General features: G+C 40.6%; 13 protein-coding genes. 5 read left to right on the top strand and 8 right to left on the bottom strand.

The genetic code is table 11. From position 1 onward, the window contains the following. Positions 1 to 12: 12 nt before the first annotated feature. Positions 13 to 1,689, top strand: coding sequence for an L-aspartate oxidase (nadB, locus tag H6G75_RS27625; RefSeq protein ID WP_190983099.1), 1,677 nt, complete (start codon positions 13 to 15; stop codon positions 1,687 to 1,689). Positions 1,690 to 2,503: 814 nt separating this feature from the next. Here nadB and H6G75_RS27620 read toward each other — a convergent pair. The 3 genes from H6G75_RS27620 to btpA form a co-directional block, all read right to left on the bottom strand. Next, the gene (locus H6G75_RS27620) at positions 2,504 to 4,708 is read right to left on the bottom strand and encodes a CHASE2 domain-containing protein (RefSeq protein ID WP_190983098.1); all 2,205 of its coding nucleotides are present in this window, start codon (positions 4,706 to 4,708) and stop codon (positions 2,504 to 2,506) included. A gap of 563 nt (positions 4,709 to 5,271) precedes the next feature. Next, positions 5,272 to 6,255 (bottom strand): vitamin K epoxide reductase family protein, encoded by a 984-nt coding sequence (locus tag H6G75_RS27615; RefSeq protein WP_190983097.1) that lies wholly within the window; start codon positions 6,253 to 6,255, stop codon positions 5,272 to 5,274. 138 nt (positions 6,256 to 6,393) lie between these two features. Further along, positions 6,394 to 7,242: a photosystem I biogenesis protein BtpA gene (btpA, locus tag H6G75_RS27610; RefSeq protein ID WP_190983096.1), complete on the bottom strand. Its 849-nt coding sequence runs from the start codon at positions 7,240 to 7,242 to the stop codon at positions 6,394 to 6,396. Positions 7,243 to 7,896: 654 nt separating this feature from the next. Between btpA and rimO the strand changes: the two genes are divergently transcribed. The 4 genes from rimO (at position 7,897) to H6G75_RS27590 (ending at position 12,275) form a co-directional block, all read left to right on the top strand. Beyond that, positions 7,897 to 9,222 carry a 30S ribosomal protein S12 methylthiotransferase RimO gene (rimO, locus tag H6G75_RS27605; RefSeq protein ID WP_190983095.1) on the top strand — a complete coding sequence of 442 codons (1,326 nt, stop codon included), beginning with the start codon at positions 7,897 to 7,899 and terminating at the stop codon, positions 9,220 to 9,222. A gap of 54 nt (positions 9,223 to 9,276) precedes the next feature. Further along, entirely contained in the window at positions 9,277 to 10,803 is a 1,527-nt protein-coding gene (locus H6G75_RS27600) for a DEAD/DEAH box helicase (protein WP_190983094.1), read from the top strand. A 218-nt stretch (positions 10,804 to 11,021) separates the two neighbouring features. Continuing rightward, positions 11,022 to 11,582: a Uma2 family endonuclease gene (locus tag H6G75_RS27595; protein ID WP_190983093.1), complete on the top strand. Its 561-nt coding sequence runs from the start codon at positions 11,022 to 11,024 to the stop codon at positions 11,580 to 11,582. Positions 11,583 to 11,663: 81 nt separating this feature from the next. After that, positions 11,664 to 12,275, top strand: a complete 612-nt coding sequence (locus H6G75_RS27590; RefSeq protein ID WP_190983092.1) for a Uma2 family endonuclease — start codon at positions 11,664 to 11,666, stop codon at positions 12,273 to 12,275. On the opposite strand, the gene H6G75_RS27585 is transcribed toward H6G75_RS27590, so the two are convergent. The 5 genes from H6G75_RS27585 to H6G75_RS27565 form a co-directional block, all read right to left on the bottom strand. Then, on the bottom strand, positions 12,272 to 13,222 hold the full coding sequence (locus H6G75_RS27585) for an aldo/keto reductase (protein ID WP_190983091.1): 951 nt from the start codon (positions 13,220 to 13,222) through the stop codon (positions 12,272 to 12,274). The genes H6G75_RS27590 and H6G75_RS27585 overlap by 4 nt on opposite strands. Before the next feature lie 108 nt (positions 13,223 to 13,330). Beyond that, positions 13,331 to 13,759 carry a type II toxin-antitoxin system VapC family toxin gene (locus tag H6G75_RS27580; RefSeq protein WP_190983090.1) on the bottom strand — a complete coding sequence of 143 codons (429 nt, stop codon included), beginning with the start codon at positions 13,757 to 13,759 and terminating at the stop codon, positions 13,331 to 13,333. A gap of 36 nt (positions 13,760 to 13,795) precedes the next feature. Next, a complete protein-coding gene (locus H6G75_RS27575) occupies positions 13,796 to 14,137 on the bottom strand; it encodes a hypothetical protein (RefSeq protein ID WP_190983089.1) in 342 nt (113 codons plus the stop codon). A gap of 126 nt (positions 14,138 to 14,263) precedes the next feature. Continuing rightward, positions 14,264 to 16,066 (bottom strand): PmeII family type II restriction endonuclease, encoded by a 1,803-nt coding sequence (locus H6G75_RS27570; protein ID WP_199338049.1) that lies wholly within the window; start codon positions 16,064 to 16,066, stop codon positions 14,264 to 14,266. Positions 16,067 to 16,709: 643 nt separating this feature from the next. Next, a complete protein-coding gene (locus tag H6G75_RS27565; protein ID WP_397331879.1) occupies positions 16,710 to 16,799 on the bottom strand; it encodes a hypothetical protein in 90 nt (29 codons plus the stop codon). Positions 16,800 to 16,810 lie beyond the last annotated feature (11 nt).

Raw genomic sequence — 16,810 nt, 5'->3', positions numbered from 1 at the left:
CCTATCTAAACTTTGCCTGAAATAGAAATTCCTCGCCAATTTGATGTGATAGTAGTCGGCGCTGGCGCTGCTGGACTATACACAGCGTTGTGTTTGCCAGAATCTTTGCACGTCGGCTTGATTACTAAAGAAACTGTGAGTTTGTCTGCTAGTGATTGGGCGCAAGGTGGTATTGCGGCGGCGATCGCTCCTGAAGATTCGCCACAGTTGCACATTGAAGATACAATTCAAGCTGGTGCTGGTTTGTGCGATCGGCAAGCTGTAGAATTTCTCGCCCAAGAAGCGCCTAATTGTATTCAATCTTTGGTAAATTTGGGCGTAGCTTTTGACCGTCATGGTAACGCCTTAGCTTTAACTTTAGAAGCCGCCCATTCTCGTAACCGCGTGCTTCATGCAGCTGATACCACCGGTCGAGAAGTCACAACTACCTTAACAGCGCAAGTATTACATCGCCAAAATATTCAAGTTATTCAGCAAGCTTTAGCCTTGAGTTTGTGGTTAGAACCCGAAACAAATCGCTGTCAAGGAATTAGCCTGTTTTATCAAGGTGAAATTACTTGGGTAAAAGCCAAAGCCGTAGTTCTCGCCACTGGTGGTGGTGGTCAAGTTTTTGCCCAAACAACTAACCCCGCCGTCAGTACAGGTGATGGGGTGGCGATCGCTTGGCGGGCTGGGGCTATTTTGCGAGATTTGGAATTTGTGCAGTTTCACCCCACAGCTTTAACGAAACCAGGTGCGGATCGCTTTTTAATTAGTGAAGCTGTCAGAGGCGAAGGCGCACATTTAGTTGATGATACCGGGCGACGCTTTGCCTTTGACTATCACCCCGCCGGAGAACTCGCACCCAGAGATGTGGTGAGTCGAGCGATTTTTAGCCATCTGCAAAAAACTGCGGTTGATCCAGCTACCGCCCATGTCTGGCTAGATATGCGCCCCATCCCGCCTGATAAAATTCAGCATCGTTTTCCTAATATCATCAAAGTTTGTCAGCGTTGGGGAATTGATGTGTTTCATGAACCAATTCCCGTTGCGCCTGCGGCGCATTACTGGATGGGTGGAATTGTTGCTGATTTACAAAATCGTACTAATATTCCGGGTTTATACGCAGTCGGTGAAACTGCGAGTACGGGAGTACATGGGGCAAATCGTTTAGCCAGTAACTCCTTACTAGAATGTATTGTGTTTGGCGCACAGATGGCTAATATCCAATTGACAGATGTGGAACTACAACCAGAGTTGTCAGAATTATCTGTGCGGGAATTTAATTTAGATGAAAATGCTTGGCAAGCCCAGCAAGCACAAATAGCAGCATTGCGAGAGAAGTTACCGCGTTTAGTGTGGCAAAGTGCCGGGATTTGTCGAGAACAAGCACTATTAGACGAGGCGATCGCCACTGTAGAATCATGGCAGCAAGATTTTGCTATTTTACCTTTGAGTCAATTTTTGCTGTCTTTGCGTGCCAATGAAACTGTTAAGTTCCAAACGCTGGGTATAGAACGCCAATTAAGACTTTGGGCAGAAACGCGCAATTTACTGGATGTGGCTAGTTTAATTCTCAGAAGTGCTGCTTTCAGGACAGAAAGTCGGGGCGGACACTACCGTATCGATTACCCAGAACCCAATCCACATTGGCAAATGCACACACTTGTACAAGCACTTCATTGGAGTAAATCAATACCTGTAAGTTAATTTTAGAGGGTTGAAAACTGTTGGTTTCTGTATTAGTTAAAGCATTAGCTACTAAATCGTGAAAATTTGCTCTAGCATCAGCAATTTTCGGAACCACCAAGCAGGCGCTCACACACAATATCAAAATACTTGTGATTTTTAAGTTTGTCGCCATCAAGTTTTTATCCATTTCTTGCATTCCGATTTCACCCAGTATTTTTTTTACCTACATCCGATACGGACTTCGTTTCGTTGAAAAATTAAACTTTAGTAAAATTTTTTATTCGTCAGAAAAATTTTTGAGTAAAAAACTTTGGGTAGAAAATCTGCTCAACACTTAAGAAATATACCTAAAGGTTGCAGACAGACATCAGCCAAAAGTTAGAACTCATAACGATGATGCTGTTAGACGTTCGTTAATTACCTCTAGAGTTAGACGCGAAAATATAAAATCTTAATAAATTCTTTATATTCTTGCGTTAAAATCCCATCTTGACCCGTAGCAAATAATACCAATTGGGACAGTATTTCCGAGGTAAATTGGTTACATCTCCGCAAAAACCAGGAGTGAGAAGTACAAAAATGGCTCATTTCGTGATTTCTTTATCAAAATTTAATTTATGAAACTAAGTATAATTCAAAATTTGTTTAAGTAGTGTTACTCATATATAAATTTATAGACTAAATAAATCACATGACAATAAATCGTTACAGAGTCAGTATAAATACAATTGTACTATAAAAATCTAGACGTAAAACATTCAGCCATTGGCTGAATGGCTGAGACTGCTGTTTATTGTTAAAATTACTGATTTTTTTTATTTTTGTTGACTCATCAAGTCAACTCATATCGGTTTTTACCTAAGTGTTTAGCGCGGTACATAGCTGCATCTGCTTGTTTAATCAGGGTTTCCGAGTCTTGGCTGTTAATGGGATAAACACTGATGCCAATGCTGGCAGAAATTTTTGTGGTGTATCCTGAGAGAACAATTGGCTCAGTGAGGCTGGCGAGAATTTTTTCTGCAACTCTAGCTGCGACTTGAACTTCAGGAATTGCGCGGAGAATGACGGTAAATTCATCACCACCCAGACGGGAAACAGTATCACTACCGCGTAAACAATTACTGAGTCTTTGGGAAACAATCACCAACAAGCGATCGCCCATATCATGCCCCAAAGTATCGTTAATATGTTTAAAGCCATCCAAATCAATAAACAACAGTCCCAGCAACAAGTTGTTGTTTTGCGACCACTGTAAAGATTCTTGAAGTTGTTCAATAAAGAATTTGCGATTGGATAACCCTGTCAGGGGATCATGATAAGCCAAGTAGCGTAAATGGTCTTCTTTGAGCTTTAATTCCGTATTAGAGCGAAATAACTCAGCCGCAGTGCGTCGTAGTTCTTCTTCCATCAGCTTACGCTGGGTAATATCTCGAATCACTCCCACTAAGAAAAAATTACCAGCCGCATCTTTGTGTAGCGATCGCTTCGTGGCAATCAAATGAGTTTGACCAGTGGCATCCGTAAATTCTTCTTCATTTTCTCGTGGTTTTTGGGTGAGAAACACTAAATTATCTTGTTCTCGAAAAACATCAGCTTCATGACGCGGGAAAAATTCATAATATGATTTTTCCAGCAACAAACTATCAGGATAACCAATGAATTGGCAGTAAGCATCATTTAACACAATCCACTGATGTTTTTCATTTTTGACAAAAATAGGGTCAGGAATAGAATTGATGACTTGATGCAAAAACTCCTTAGAGCGTTTCAATTCTTCCTGCATATATGCAATATGAACAATCATCCAAATAGAGGCGCTACTACAGCCAAGAGTTGCTGGAATTAATGGCAGCCACCATCCAAGTACAAAAGCTATATAACTACTCAGAAAAAGTATTAACAAAGATAATAAAAGGCTGGGAATACTTTTACTAAAAGTTTTAATCTGCCAAATAATTAACGAACCCAAATAAGACCAGCCAAAAATCCATAAACACTCCCATAATTTTGCCCAAACTCTTAACAACGGTCTTCCTGTCAAGGCAGATGAAATTAACTCACTCACAAAATAAGCTTGCAGTTCAATTCCTGCTACTGGCTTGGCAGTACCCAACATTTGGCTAGAGTAGGGAATAAAGGCAAAATCTTGCAAACTGGTAGCTGTTGAACCAATCAAGACAATGCGATCGCGTATCCAACTAACTGGCGCTTTGCCATCCAAGACATCACTCATGGATATTTGGCGGAAACTACAGAACTCACCAGTCGATTTTTTACATAATGGTTTTGGGAAGTTAGCTAAAATTTGATAACCTTTATCATCAGCCCTCACATAACCACCGTCATTGGCTTGAAAACGAGTAAATATAGCCTTACCTAACCGGACATAATCACTATCCTTAGCAGCTTTTTGTGGTGTAATCTTCTTATCTTTTAAATAGATTAATGCTAACTTTAAAGCAAAACTTTCGTAGTGTTTATCATTCATGTGTATATACAACAAGTTTCGCCGGACTCGACCATCAGTGTCGTATAGTAAATTATTAAAACCAACCTGATTTCGATTCAATTCTAGAGGCGGTAAAACACGCGTATTTTTGTTTTGTGTTAATAGTTGAATGCCAACTAAATTTGGCATTGAACTATAAAGATTAACTAGTTCTTGATGTCCAGGATTGACTGCTAAATCCCGATATATATCTAAGCCAATAGCACGAGGTTGATGGACTTGTAATTTCTGCAATAAATCAGCAATCACACCATCAGGAATCGGCCAAGAACCTGCTCGACGTAAAGAATCTTCATCAATCGCTACAATTGTGATTCGTTCTTCTGGCTGTTCGGTTGGACGTAAGCGAAAAAATTGATCCAAACCGGCTAATTCTAAGGATTGAAACACTCCTATGAATCGCAACAGTATAATGCCAGTCGCCACAATACCCGCAACAACTAATTCTTTATATTTTCGCTCAAGTGACTGTTGCAGGTTCCAATTCAAAGATAACCTGACAAAACGCTTGTCTAGCTGCTTATTCATTCCCAATTACCTAGTGGGGAGAAATATTCTTAATTAGTACAGATATCAAAAACTATCTAATGCTCAGTATATATACTGAATATATTCCAGTGTTGATTGGGGAAAATTTTATCAGTATTGTTATGTTCCACGAAATAATTTGAAATAGTGTTAACAGAGAAGAACTCATAATGGCTAATGATTAAAGAAAGGTTAACCAGTATTTCTGTATCAAAGAGGAACAGGTGCAGTATAAATATTGATTGCTAATAACAAAAGTATATTTTCGTGGCCTAAAAAGTGACAAATATTTTATTTAGATGATCAGAGCCAGACGATAGTAGCAGGTCTGAATCCTCCTACTAATTGAAGACTACTAAATTTTGGATCTAGTAGGGGTATTAAATTCACTTACTCATCCCCAAATCTTACAGAATTCATCCTGAATTCTAACTGTCACTTATACTAACGCTGAAAAACAAATTTGCAAAAAATAAGTCAACTGGGAATACGATGTTGAGATTCAGCCAGTTGACGAGCAAAGGTGAGAATTAATTTTAGAACAACAATTGCAATGAAATTGATTACTTAAAATACTTAAAATTGCTTGGGCCTTTATAACCAGTAATCTTGGCTAGTTCTGTGAGGTTTTGGACTCCACTATAAGTTTGACCATTGATAATCCAAGTGGGGAACGCTTGGATATTGGCAGCTCGACACAATTCTGGTTTACCTTTAGGACTGTCACCAGCGCACTCTACCTTAATATTATCGTTAATGATTTGGTAAGCTTCTTTACCGAAAATTAGCTTTTGTTCGTGGCAGTGGGGACACCAGTAGGCAACATATTCTTTCGCACCTACCTGGACAAGATGTTTGGCTAAGGCGATTTCTGCTTCTCCAGAGGTGGTAGTGATTTCCCAACCGTATTCCGGGTTAGGAGTTTGTGCTGGTGTCGGGATAAAGGAAATTCTTTGTTGTCCTGTGGAACCAGGTGTTTGTGATGTATTCACACCTGCATACACACCCAAAGTCCCAATCAGTGTCACCATTGCCACAATCAAAGCCGTAAATAAAATTTGTCCGATATCTTCCCAGGTACGTCCCAGAATTGTGAGAGTTAACAAACTGAGGGAGAAGAATGCCGAGGCTAGACAGTAAGGACACAAGGCTTTGATTTGAAAAGCCAGCACATACATTAAATAGCCACTGAACACAGACATGGCAATTGCTCCCACCAACAACAGCAGCCAAGTCAAATTTTCGATTTGTTTACGCTGGTTGCTGTTCTCAGAGTTCACAACTAAGGGCGCTAAAGCAAATATCACCATACTGATATATGCCAAACATCCAAATAATGCTAGTGGCTGACCGAAAACCGTACCCCAAGGGCTGGAAAGTACGTCATTACAACCTCTCGTGCCAGCTTGTGCTATGCAGGCGGCACTGCCTCCTGTTAACTTTTCAATGGTGAGATAGCCAGTGACTAAAGTACCACATCCGGCGATCGCGGCAATTATTGGGCGCGACCATTTATGAATCCAAGGAGTAGAACGGCGGCGAATCATAACTGCGAAGTACGAAGTATAAAGTGTAAAGTCTGAAGTGTGAAGTCTGTAGACACCCTTTGGGTGGCTTCCCGGAGGGTAGTGTGAAGTCTGAAGTATACAAATCCTTCATACTCCCTACTCCCCACTCCCTACTTACTAAGAATGTAACTTTATTTGTTGGGTTGATTTGCTGGGGCTTTTGGAGTTCCAAGTGCGATGGGCTGCTTCAACAAATTGACTGACGCGAATCGGATCAATTGGTTGCTCAATGCGACCATGACGTTTTAAGGAACTGGAAACTATTACCCCATCTGCTGCCTGCAACAGTGTAGCAACATTTTCCCAGTCGGCTCCACTACCAATAAATACTGGTGTGCCTTTGGCTGCACCGCTCGCTAGTTCTAAATCTTCCTGAGTGGGAGGACTGCCTGTGGCCCAGCCAGATAAAATTACTGCGTCTGCTAAACCGCGTTCAATTGTGTCTTGAACCGCAACTGTTAAGTTAGGTGAACTTAAAGGCCGGGCGTGCTTAACTAAAACATCTGCCAAAATTTTGACATCAGAGCCTAATTCTCGGCGATAGCGTAATAATTGATGGGCTTCACCTTCAATTAACCCTTGGTCAGTGGCCATAACTCCAGTTAGCACATTCACGCGGATAAATTGCGCCCGCACACAACTGGCGATCGCGATCGCACTTTTGGCATCATTCCGCAATACATTTAAACCTAGAGGCAAAGTTACTAAATTTTGTATCCTCTGCACTACCACAGTCATCGCACTCACAACTGCCGGGTCAACTTGGTTTTTCGTAAATGGCGCATCGAAAAAGTTCTCTACAATAATGCCATCTACGCCGCCACTGGCAAGAGCAGTTGCTTCTTGTTCAGCACGGTCAATTACGGCTTTTAGGCTCCCGCCCCAACGGGGTGAGGTGGGTAATGGCAGTAGGTGAACTACGCCAATAATTGGTGTACGAGTTTTAAAGGTCTGATATAAGTCCACGTCTTCAAAATATTATTCAGAGATCAGGGATTAGGGATTGGATTTTAGGATTAAAATTCACCTAGCTCCTATTTTCTCGTCTCACGTCCCTAGTTCCTTGATTAGCATTGATATGTTTGCTGGCACTGGTTTTACTACCTCCATCTGTGGATGGAATTTGGCATAAAACGTTCCATAAGATATGTTAAGATAAAACCTGGCTACAAGAGGAGTTTGCCACTCACAAGACGCAAGGCAGCTTCCCGTGACTTGGGCATCTTGCCTAAGCTTTTGGGTAGCATTACTGCTTGATTAGGCGTAGTCGCCAGCGCGATTTCCCTGAGGGTAGCGACTTCTCACAACCAGCCTTTTGGGCGGCTTCCCGACGGGTAAATTAGCAACGCATACGCTACGGTAGTGTAAAATACTAACAGGCGATTTGTTAAAAAATATTACAAGTGTCCAAAATAGTTAAAGGCACTTCAATTTACCCTGGGAAACAAACTAATAGTAGACGTATCATAACATGGCCTCAATTTGTATAGGTCATAGCAAGGACAGTTACTGGTAGTGGAAAAATCCACCTAAGTGTTGTCAACATCAAGGCGTGCATCACAAAGCGCAATGACTTCGCTCTTTGTGTGACTAAAAAGAAAAAACCTTAGATATTAAAGTATGGGTGAAAAGCCAACAATAGCAATATCTCATTTGGGCTGCGAAAAAAATCGAATAGATACAGAACATATGCTAGGGCTGCTAGTAGAAGCAGGTTATGGCGTAGATACAAATGAAGAATTAGCAGATTACGTTATCGTTAATACTTGTAGTTTTATTGAAGCAGCAAGAGAAGAATCTGTCAGAACTTTAGTAGAATTGGCAGAGGCTAATAAAAAAATCGTGATCACAGGCTGCATGGCGCAGCATTTCCAAGAGCAATTATTGGAAGAGTTGCCCGAAGCCGTAGCCGTGGTTGGTACAGGTGATTATCACAAGATCGTCAATGTGATCGAGCGAGCTGAACAAGGAGAGCGCGTTAAACAAATTAGCGCCGAACCAACTTACATCGCCGATGAAACGACACCGCGTTACCGCACGACAACAGAGGGTGTTGCCTACCTGAGAGTGGCTGAAGGATGCGATTATCGGTGTGCGTTTTGTATTATTCCGTATCTGCGAGGTAATCAGCGATCGCGTACCATTGAATCAATTGTGGCCGAAGCCGAGCAGTTAGCCAGCCAAGGCGTAAAAGAAATCATTTTGATTTCTCAAATTACTACTAACTACGGATTGGATATTTACGGTAAGCCCAAACTCGCCGAATTACTCCGAGCCTTGGGAAAAGTGGACATACCTTGGATTAGGATGCACTATGCCTATCCCACAGGATTGACCCCAGATGTGATTGCGGCAATCCAAGAAACGCCCAACGTCTTACCTTATTTGGATTTGCCATTGCAACATTCTCATCCAGAGATTCTGCGCTCCATGAACCGTCCTTGGCAAGGGCGAGTCAACAATGAAATTATTGAGCGCATTAAAACTGCACTACCAGAAGCTGTATTACGGACAACCTTGATTGTTGGTTTTCCCGGCGAAACAGAAGAACATTTTGAGCATCTACTCAATTTCGTGCAGCAGCATGAATTTGACCATGTTGGTGTTTTTACCTTTTCACCAGAAGCAGGAACCCCCGCCTACAGTCTGCCCAATCAGTTACCCCAGGAAATTATGGACGAGCGGCGGCAGAAAATCATGGAAATTCAGCAGCCCATTTCTTGGCACAAAAATCAACAGGAAGTCGGCAAAATCGTTGATGTCCTGATAGAGCAAGAAAATCCTGAAAGTGGGGAATTAATTGGTCGTTCTAGCAGAAGTTCGCCCGAAGTTGATGGTTTGGTGTATGTCACAGGCGCAGCAAAATTAGGAACCATTGTGCCTGTTGCAATTCGCAGTGCTGATACTTATGACCTCTACGGTCAAGTTGCCCTCAGTCCCACATAGATTTCGATTTCCCAATCTAAACAAAAAGTCAAACAGCAAAATCTAGGAGAGTTGATGAATCTTTCGTTTATTGAACTAGGAATTTCCCAAGAACGCGCTGAACAATTAGAAAAAATTGGTTTTACCGCACCAACTAACATTCAAATCCAAGCTATTCCCCAACTGTTGTCAGGTCGGGATGTAGTAGGACAGTCTCAAACTGGTACAGGCAAAACAGCCGCCTTTTCCCTGCCAATTTTAGAACGGCTGGATGTTAGCCAAAGAGCCGTGCAAGCTGTAGTTTTAACCCCAACCCGCGAATTGGCAATTCAAGTCCATGATGCTGTTAGCCAATTTATTGGTAACAGTGGCTTACGGGCTTTAGCAATTTACGGTGGTCAATCAATTGACCGTCAAATTATGCAGCTCAAACGCGGCGTTCACATTGTTGTCGGCACTCCCGGCCGAGTGATTGACTTGCTAGAGCGCGGTAGCTTGAAATTAGATCAAGTCAAGTGGTTTGTGTTAGATGAAGCCGATGAAATGTTGAGCATGGGCTTTATCGATGATGTTGAGAGAATTTTGTCCCAAGCACCCCAAGAACGTCAAACAGCATTGTTTTCTGCCACAATGCCCCCGTCAATTCGGATGTTGGTGAACAAGTTTTTGCGATCGCCTGTTACAGTTACTGTTGAGCAACCAAAAGCTGCACCCAACAAAATTAACCAAGTAGCTTACTTAATTCCCCGCCACTGGACAAAAGCCAAAGCATTACAGCCAATTCTGGAAATGGAAGATCCAGAAACAGCTTTAATCTTTGTGCGTACCCGTAGAACTGCGGCAGAACTCACCAACCAACTGCAAGCTGCTGGTCACAGCGTGGATGAATATCACGGTGATTTGTCCCAACAAGCCAGAGAACGTTTATTAACCCGCTTCCGTAATCGCCAAGTGCGCTGGGTAGTCGCCACTGACATTGCTGCACGCGGTTTAGATGTTGACCAACTATCCCACGTAATTAACTACGACTTACCCGATAGCGTAGAAACCTACGTGCATAGAATTGGTCGGACTGGTCGCGCTGGGAAAGAAGGTACAGCCATTACCTTGGTTCAGCCTTTTGAGCGTCGCAAACAGCAAATATTTGAGCGTCATAACCGTCAAAGCTGGCAATTACTGTCCATTCCCACCAGGGCGCAAATTGAAGCACGGCACATCAACAAATTGCAAGAACAAGTCAGAGAAGCCCTAAGCGGTGAAAGACTGGCTTCCTTCTTACCCATTGTCAGCGAATTGATTGAACAGTATGATGCTCATGCGATCGCTGCTGCGGCACTGCAACTTGCTTACGATGAAACCCGTCCCGCTTGGTTAAGCTCTGAGGTGGAAGTTCCCGAAGAAGTTCCCGTTGCTAAACCCAAAATTGTGAAGCGTCGTGAATTTTCTGGTGACAGAAACCGTTCTTGGAACAAGTCAGATGCTAACAACAATGACGAAGGACGCTCCACACCCAAGCCCAAACTACGCTCAGGTCGTCGTGAAGCCCCCGTTTCTGCCAATCAAAAGCTAGGTTCTTCTGGTGCGAGAGAATCTGCCTCTTAAGTAGTGAGTGTTGAGTGCTGAGTCACCGAAGTTTGCTCAACGGGGGGAACCCTCCGAACTTTGCTCAACGCGGGGAACCCGCGCACGCAAGTTCTCTCCGCACGCAACTTCTCGCTGAGTTGTTTTGATGTGTACTCAGGACTCATAACTTACAACAGTCGCTCACCGTTTCTATCAGCTTGTAGGAACATAGATAAAGATGTATTTTCTGTAGTTTTATGTTCACAATTGCAGATTTAGAGCAGCTACAAGCTGAACATCCAGAATGGCAGATGGAACTGGTAGATGGAAGCATCCTAGTTATGGGGCCATCAGATTATATTTCAGAAGAAATCGGGGCTGAGTTAATTCGCTTACTCGGCAATTGGGTACGTCCACGTAAGCTAGGAAGAGTTACTGGTTCTAGTGCTGGTTTTATTCTGCCTAGCTTGGAAACTAATTATGAAAAACGTAATCTCCGCGCTCCAGATGTGTCTTTTGTGCGTGCTGACAGACTCAAAACTAGCAAGCGCGATTTTGTAGAATTAGTACCTGACTTGATGGTAGAAATTAAATCCAAGTCAGACCGTGTGAAAACATTAGAAGAGAAGATTAAATTATTTTTAGAACTTGGTTGTACTGTTGGGATTTTGATTGATCCAGATGAGTTGATATTAAAAGTTTATCGGCTGAATCAAGCACCAGTAATTTTACAAAATAACGATAAATTGACACTGCCAGATTTACTTCCTGGTTGGGAGTTAACGATATCAGAATTGTGGCCGCCTGTATTTGAATAAGAGGCTAGAGGCTAGGGACTAGGGACTAGAATTTAGAGAGTTAAACAGCAGATAAACTTGCCTTGTGTTGATAAAGTACTTATGACTCAAGCTCTACGTAAAATCACAACATTTGCAGAATTCGTCAGTTGGAAACCTGATGGAGAAAGTTATGAATTGCATGATGGAGTAGTTGTTAAAATGGCACAACCATTAGGAGGTCATGAAGAGGTTACAGGCTTTTTATCTATACAGTTAGCTGTTCAGTGTTATCAATCATGCCTGCCTTATTTGATACCTAAAACAGCATTAGTTAAGCCAATTGATAGCGAATCTGCTTATTCACCAGATGTATTAATATTAAACCAAACTAATTTGATGAACGAGCCTTTATGGCAACAAGAATCAACTGTGAGCTATGCAGAATCTATTACCCTAGTTATTGAGGTCGTAAGTAGTAATTGGCGCGATGATTACTACAAAAAATATGGTGAATATGAGGGAATTGGCATTCGTGAATATTGGATTGTAGATTATTTAGGATTAGCTGCTAAAAAGTTTGTTGGCGACCCGAAACAACCGACTATTTCTATTTACTCGTTGGTTGATGATGAGTACCAAGTGAGACAATTTAGAGGTGATGATTGCATCCAGTCGCCAACATTCCCAGAGTTAAATTTAACTGCAAAACAAATTTTTCAAGCAGGTAGTTAATTCAGCCAAGGACGAGTAATTTTTTCTATTTCTGCGATTTCATCGCTATTTAATTGCCAACCTAAAGCACCAGCATTTTGTTTGACTTGTTCGGCTGTTTTTACCCCAGCTATAGGAATCACATTACCTTGGGCAATTAACCAGTTGAGTGCAACTTGCCCTGGGGTGCGATCGCGTTTTTCGCCAATCTCACGTAATAAAGATATCACTGGGGCAATTTTTTGCAAGCCTTCTTTACCAAATTTTGGGTCTATCTTTCTAGCACCGCTTAATTTGTCGAGATTTTCCGGCGTGTATTTACCTGTGAGTAATCCTTGGGCTAGAGGACTGTACGCTAAAATTGTCACACCAAGCTCACGAGCAGTTGCAATAATACCACTACTTTCTACTTGGCGCGTAAGCAGAGAATAACGTACTTGGTTGACAGCTAAAGGAACACCCCTAGCTGCTAATATTTGATGGGCTTCTCGCATTTGGGCGGCTGAGTAATTACTGACACCGACTGCGGCAATTCTGCCTCGCTTCACTTCATCGGCTAAGGTATTCATCAGTGTTTCTTGACTCAAAAAGAAAGCAAACGGCCAATGCACTTGATACAGTTCAATTTTTTCTAGTTGCAGACGTTTGAGGCTTTCTGTTAGCGCATCACTGACAGATTGTCCGGTAAATCGCCAAGGCAGAGGGCCGAATTTTGTGGCAACTTGCACAGGTTGGGTTGTCTGTTTAATAAATTGCCCTAAAAATTTTTCTGACAGTCCCATTCCGTAAACTTCGGCGGTGTCAAAAAAAGTAACCCCCGCTTCTAAAGCTGCTATAAAGGCTGCTTGTAATTGTTCAGGGCCGTAGTCACTGCCATAATTCCAAAACAGTTTATCACCCCAAGCCCAAGTTCCTATACATAGGGGTGGAACAGTCGGGCCATTTTTGCCTAATGTGATGATTTCCACGATCGCAATATCTACACGTTTACATTTCTTTACTTTTTTAGTGTAGCGTTAAGGACAAAAAGGCGAATAGGGCATTAGATATAGTTAATTAGGCAAAATTTTTCTGTTTTACTGAGTCCAATCCTCCAATACCAAGTCGGGAATTTGAGAAAAATCCTTGTGGTTTCGACTAACCATCACTGCATTTGTCGAAAGAGCGATCGCAGCTATTCGTAAATCTTTTTGTAGTCTTTTCTTATTTAATTGTTGGTTTTCTTTAAGTAACTTTTCATAGTAACTGTAGGCAGAATTGTCAAAGTTAAGTATTCTCACTCCTTTGAAATACTCTTGAGTAGTCCAGAGTTTTGTATAAAGGTTTACTAAATTTTTAGATTCAGTCCGGTCATTAATTTTGACTACCCAACCGTTAAAAATTTCTTGGACTGTGATAATTGTGATAGCCAAATTAGGATAAACTTGAGCAACTTTAGATATGACAGCTTGGTTTCCTTGAAGTAAAAGCGAAACATGGTCTGTATCGAGTATATAAAGACTCATCCTACATTTCTTTAGTTAAATTGCACCCTCAGCTATTTAATCTTCATCTACTGCGTTACGTTCTGCTCTGAGATTATCAGCAATTTCAATAAAATCTGTATCATCTTTAAATACACCTGCAAATTTCATCCAGGGATTTTCTACTTCGCTTTGATTTAACGAAATTTCTACTGGAATAATTTCTGTCTTTTCCAGACGAGTTGACAAAAGTTGTTTTAATTCTTGTACAGCTTGTTCTTGAGTCGGTGCTTCAATCCGAGTGTTGGGAAATTCCAAGACGGAAGCTATGAAATTTCCTGCATCACTACGTTCTAGTAAAATATGTAAATTTAAATTTCCTGATTGAGATAAATATGCGGAAGATAAATTGATAACCATATATTTGCATAGAGGAATATTGAAAAATAACTTATTCTTCTACAAAGACTAGTTTAACTCAATCTGTGTTTCTTGAGATGATAGTTAGTGCGATCGTTCTTTACTATTCAGCTTATAACCGTTCTACTATTCAAAATCCAGCGCATCGGCTAAATCTAGAGGTTCTTCTAAATCTGAATCTCTTCCTTCTAGTTCCAATGTCAACTGTTGAGATATGGGTTCTAATTTAACATCTCCTTTTTTAGAGACATAATCAACCAGCTTCATCCAATCAATACGACCGTTACTAGTAAAATACTGCATAAATTCAAAAGTCATCTCATTAACTTTTGCATCCAGAGTAGACTTAAAAATTTCATCCTTTTTCTTTGCCTCTTCTCCAATAGGCACAATCATTTCTTGATAAAGGTTGGGATTTTCTGAGATAAATTCCCAAAACTCTTGCCCCGCATATTTAAAATATGTTTTATCAGTATCTACATCTTTCTTTAAAGGATTACTATCTTTGCCATACATACAACCATTAACCGCAATGATATTGCCTGTAACACCTTGTTTGATTAAAAACTGTCTGGCTTTTTTAAAATTATCTTTCATCTTACTAATTTGGTCAGAATTACCCCAATTAGTACCAGATTTAATCCCTACAATATAATAATTTTCATCCCTGCTAAACTCTAAATCAATACTGTTGAGCTTTGATTTAAAACCACCGTACAAAGTTTCAGATATATGTATTGCAAAGCCTTCTAATAAATTGCCAAAGATGGTTTCTTCTTGTGAAGAAAGGAAGGCAGTAATTATACTATCAACGAAATCTTGAACGCGTTCAATATTTTTCGCCTTGAATAAATAAGGGTTTTTTCGTTTCAGAACATCTTTGAGCCTTAATTTGCTCAATTTCTCAAATCTTTTGTCATAGAAAGGTGTAAGAACGTATCGAATCAAATAATCATGATAAATTTCAGAGTTTGAGCCAGCCACATTTAATTCCTCATGCTTTTGATTACTGTTATTTAAAATTTGAGTATGAGAAACTGCCGTTTTAATATTCAGTTCTGCTAATTCACAATATTCTCTTTTAATTTCAATTCCTACATAATTTCTGCCTAGTTCTTTAGCAGCTACGCAAGATGTTCCTGAACCTGCAAAGGGGTCGAGTACTACATCATCTACATCAGTGAATAGCTTGATAAACCATGAGGGGAGAGTTTTAGGAAAAGCTGCACTATGATTTTTATTGCCACATTCAGTTGCTAAATGTAAAACATTTGTTGGATAGGCCATTTTCCGCTCTACCCAATTAGAAATATTTTTACCAAATCCACTGTCAACTTTAGAATTATCACGTCTTTTATCTGTCTCGCTCAAATTCTTGAGACGTGATTTTGCCCAATCTCCCATAGGAACCATGACAGATTCCTGATACATTTTAAATTTCTTTTGCTTGTTAAAGTGTAAACAACGTTCCCAAGAATCTCGAAAACGATTAGACCATTTGCCAGGATAACTATTTTTTTTATGCCATATATATTCTTCAGTCCATAACCATCCTTGCTGCTGCATTCCTAAAATTAAATTCAACACGTATGAATGTCTTTGACCATCAACAACTTTCTCTTTAATATTAAGAATGAATGAACCTTCTGGTTTGAGAACTCTTTTTAGTTCTAAAGCTCTTGCTAGAAACCAATTTGTATATTCATCGGGTGAAATTCCTCCATAGGTTTTTTTCCGACTATCAGCATAGGGAGGTGAAGTAATAATTAAATCAACGCTTGCAGAAGGAAGTTTTTGGAGTACTTCTAAACAATCACCAAGAATCAGCTTGTTTTTCCAGGCTTGTGGGTTATTCTGATCAATGAAATCCAACTCTTGAATAAGAGTTTCCTCAGATCCCAAGGTAATATTTAGTGCTGCTTCTGCCATTACCGAACCTATTAAAATGAAATCTTGCTTGACCAAAATATACTAAAGATAAGTATGCAGCACTCTATACTACCTCAAAAGATGTATAAAGCTATGTCAGTTTTTTGATGAACTCAGCTATTCTGGGTGATTAATTGCGTGTTGTACCAAGTTAGCTGTACATAAAGCTCCACTGCACGGCTATATTGCTATTTTAAGCCGTCCGATTACCACATCAAGCCCAGGCGATCGCTTGATTGCAACTACCGCAGTTTACCACCAGTTGACTTTAGCTACAGCCGATACCCAACAATTTAAGTTTGATTGTTATAGACGGAGTGCGATCGCAATATCTATATATTTACATTTCTTTACTTTCTTAGTGTAGCGTTACAAAAAAACGTGCGAACATAACATTGGATCTAGCCATTTTGTGGAAACTCTTTTGTTTTACTTTGTTCAGTCCTCCAATAGTAAACCAAGAATTTAAGAAATATCCTTGTGGTTACGAGTTACCATTACGCCATTTCTTGAAAGAGCGATCATTAGTTATTACTCAATCAGGACTTACGCATAAGCTAAGGAAAATCGAACCACAGAGACGCAGAGTTCACGGAGGAATAAGAGTTGGGGGTTTTGGCTCTCCCAGACTAGATATGTTAAATTAACAACAGAAATACCAATTTAGTAAAACCCTTCTTCTAAAATTATTAAAGTTAGTTAAGCCATAAGCCCTGCGTTTAATGAGCTTAATCTTCTGATTAA

Origin of the sequence: Nostoc sp. FACHB-280, from assembly GCF_014697615.1 — a bacterium.
Classification (GTDB): Bacteria; Cyanobacteriota; Cyanobacteriia; order Cyanobacteriales; family Nostocaceae; genus Nostoc_B.
This window is presented reverse-complemented; position numbering and strand designations above follow the sequence as displayed.

Bases quoted from the DNA above. Each gene is read 5' to 3' on its own strand.
- H6G75_RS27620 (WP_190983098.1), bottom strand. From the start codon at position 4,708: ATGAATAAGCAGCTAGACAAGCGTTTTGTCAGGTTATCTTTGAATTGG.
- H6G75_RS27615 (WP_190983097.1), bottom strand. From the start codon at position 6,255: ATGATTCGCCGCCGTTCTACTCCTTGGATTCATAAATGGTCGCGCCCA.
- rimO (WP_190983095.1), top strand. From the start codon at position 7,897: ATGGGTGAAAAGCCAACAATAGCAATATCTCATTTGGGCTGCGAAAAA.
- H6G75_RS27600 (WP_190983094.1), top strand. From the start codon at position 9,277: ATGAATCTTTCGTTTATTGAACTAGGAATTTCCCAAGAACGCGCTGAA.
- H6G75_RS27595 (WP_190983093.1), top strand. From the start codon at position 11,022: ATGTTCACAATTGCAGATTTAGAGCAGCTACAAGCTGAACATCCAGAA.
- H6G75_RS27590 (WP_190983092.1), top strand. From the start codon at position 11,664: ATGACTCAAGCTCTACGTAAAATCACAACATTTGCAGAATTCGTCAGT.
- H6G75_RS27580 (WP_190983090.1), bottom strand. From the start codon at position 13,759: ATGAGTCTTTATATACTCGATACAGACCATGTTTCGCTTTTACTTCAA.
- H6G75_RS27575 (WP_190983089.1), bottom strand. From the start codon at position 14,137: ATGGTTATCAATTTATCTTCCGCATATTTATCTCAATCAGGAAATTTA.
- H6G75_RS27570 (WP_199338049.1), bottom strand. From the start codon at position 16,066: ATGGCAGAAGCAGCACTAAATATTACCTTGGGATCTGAGGAAACTCTT.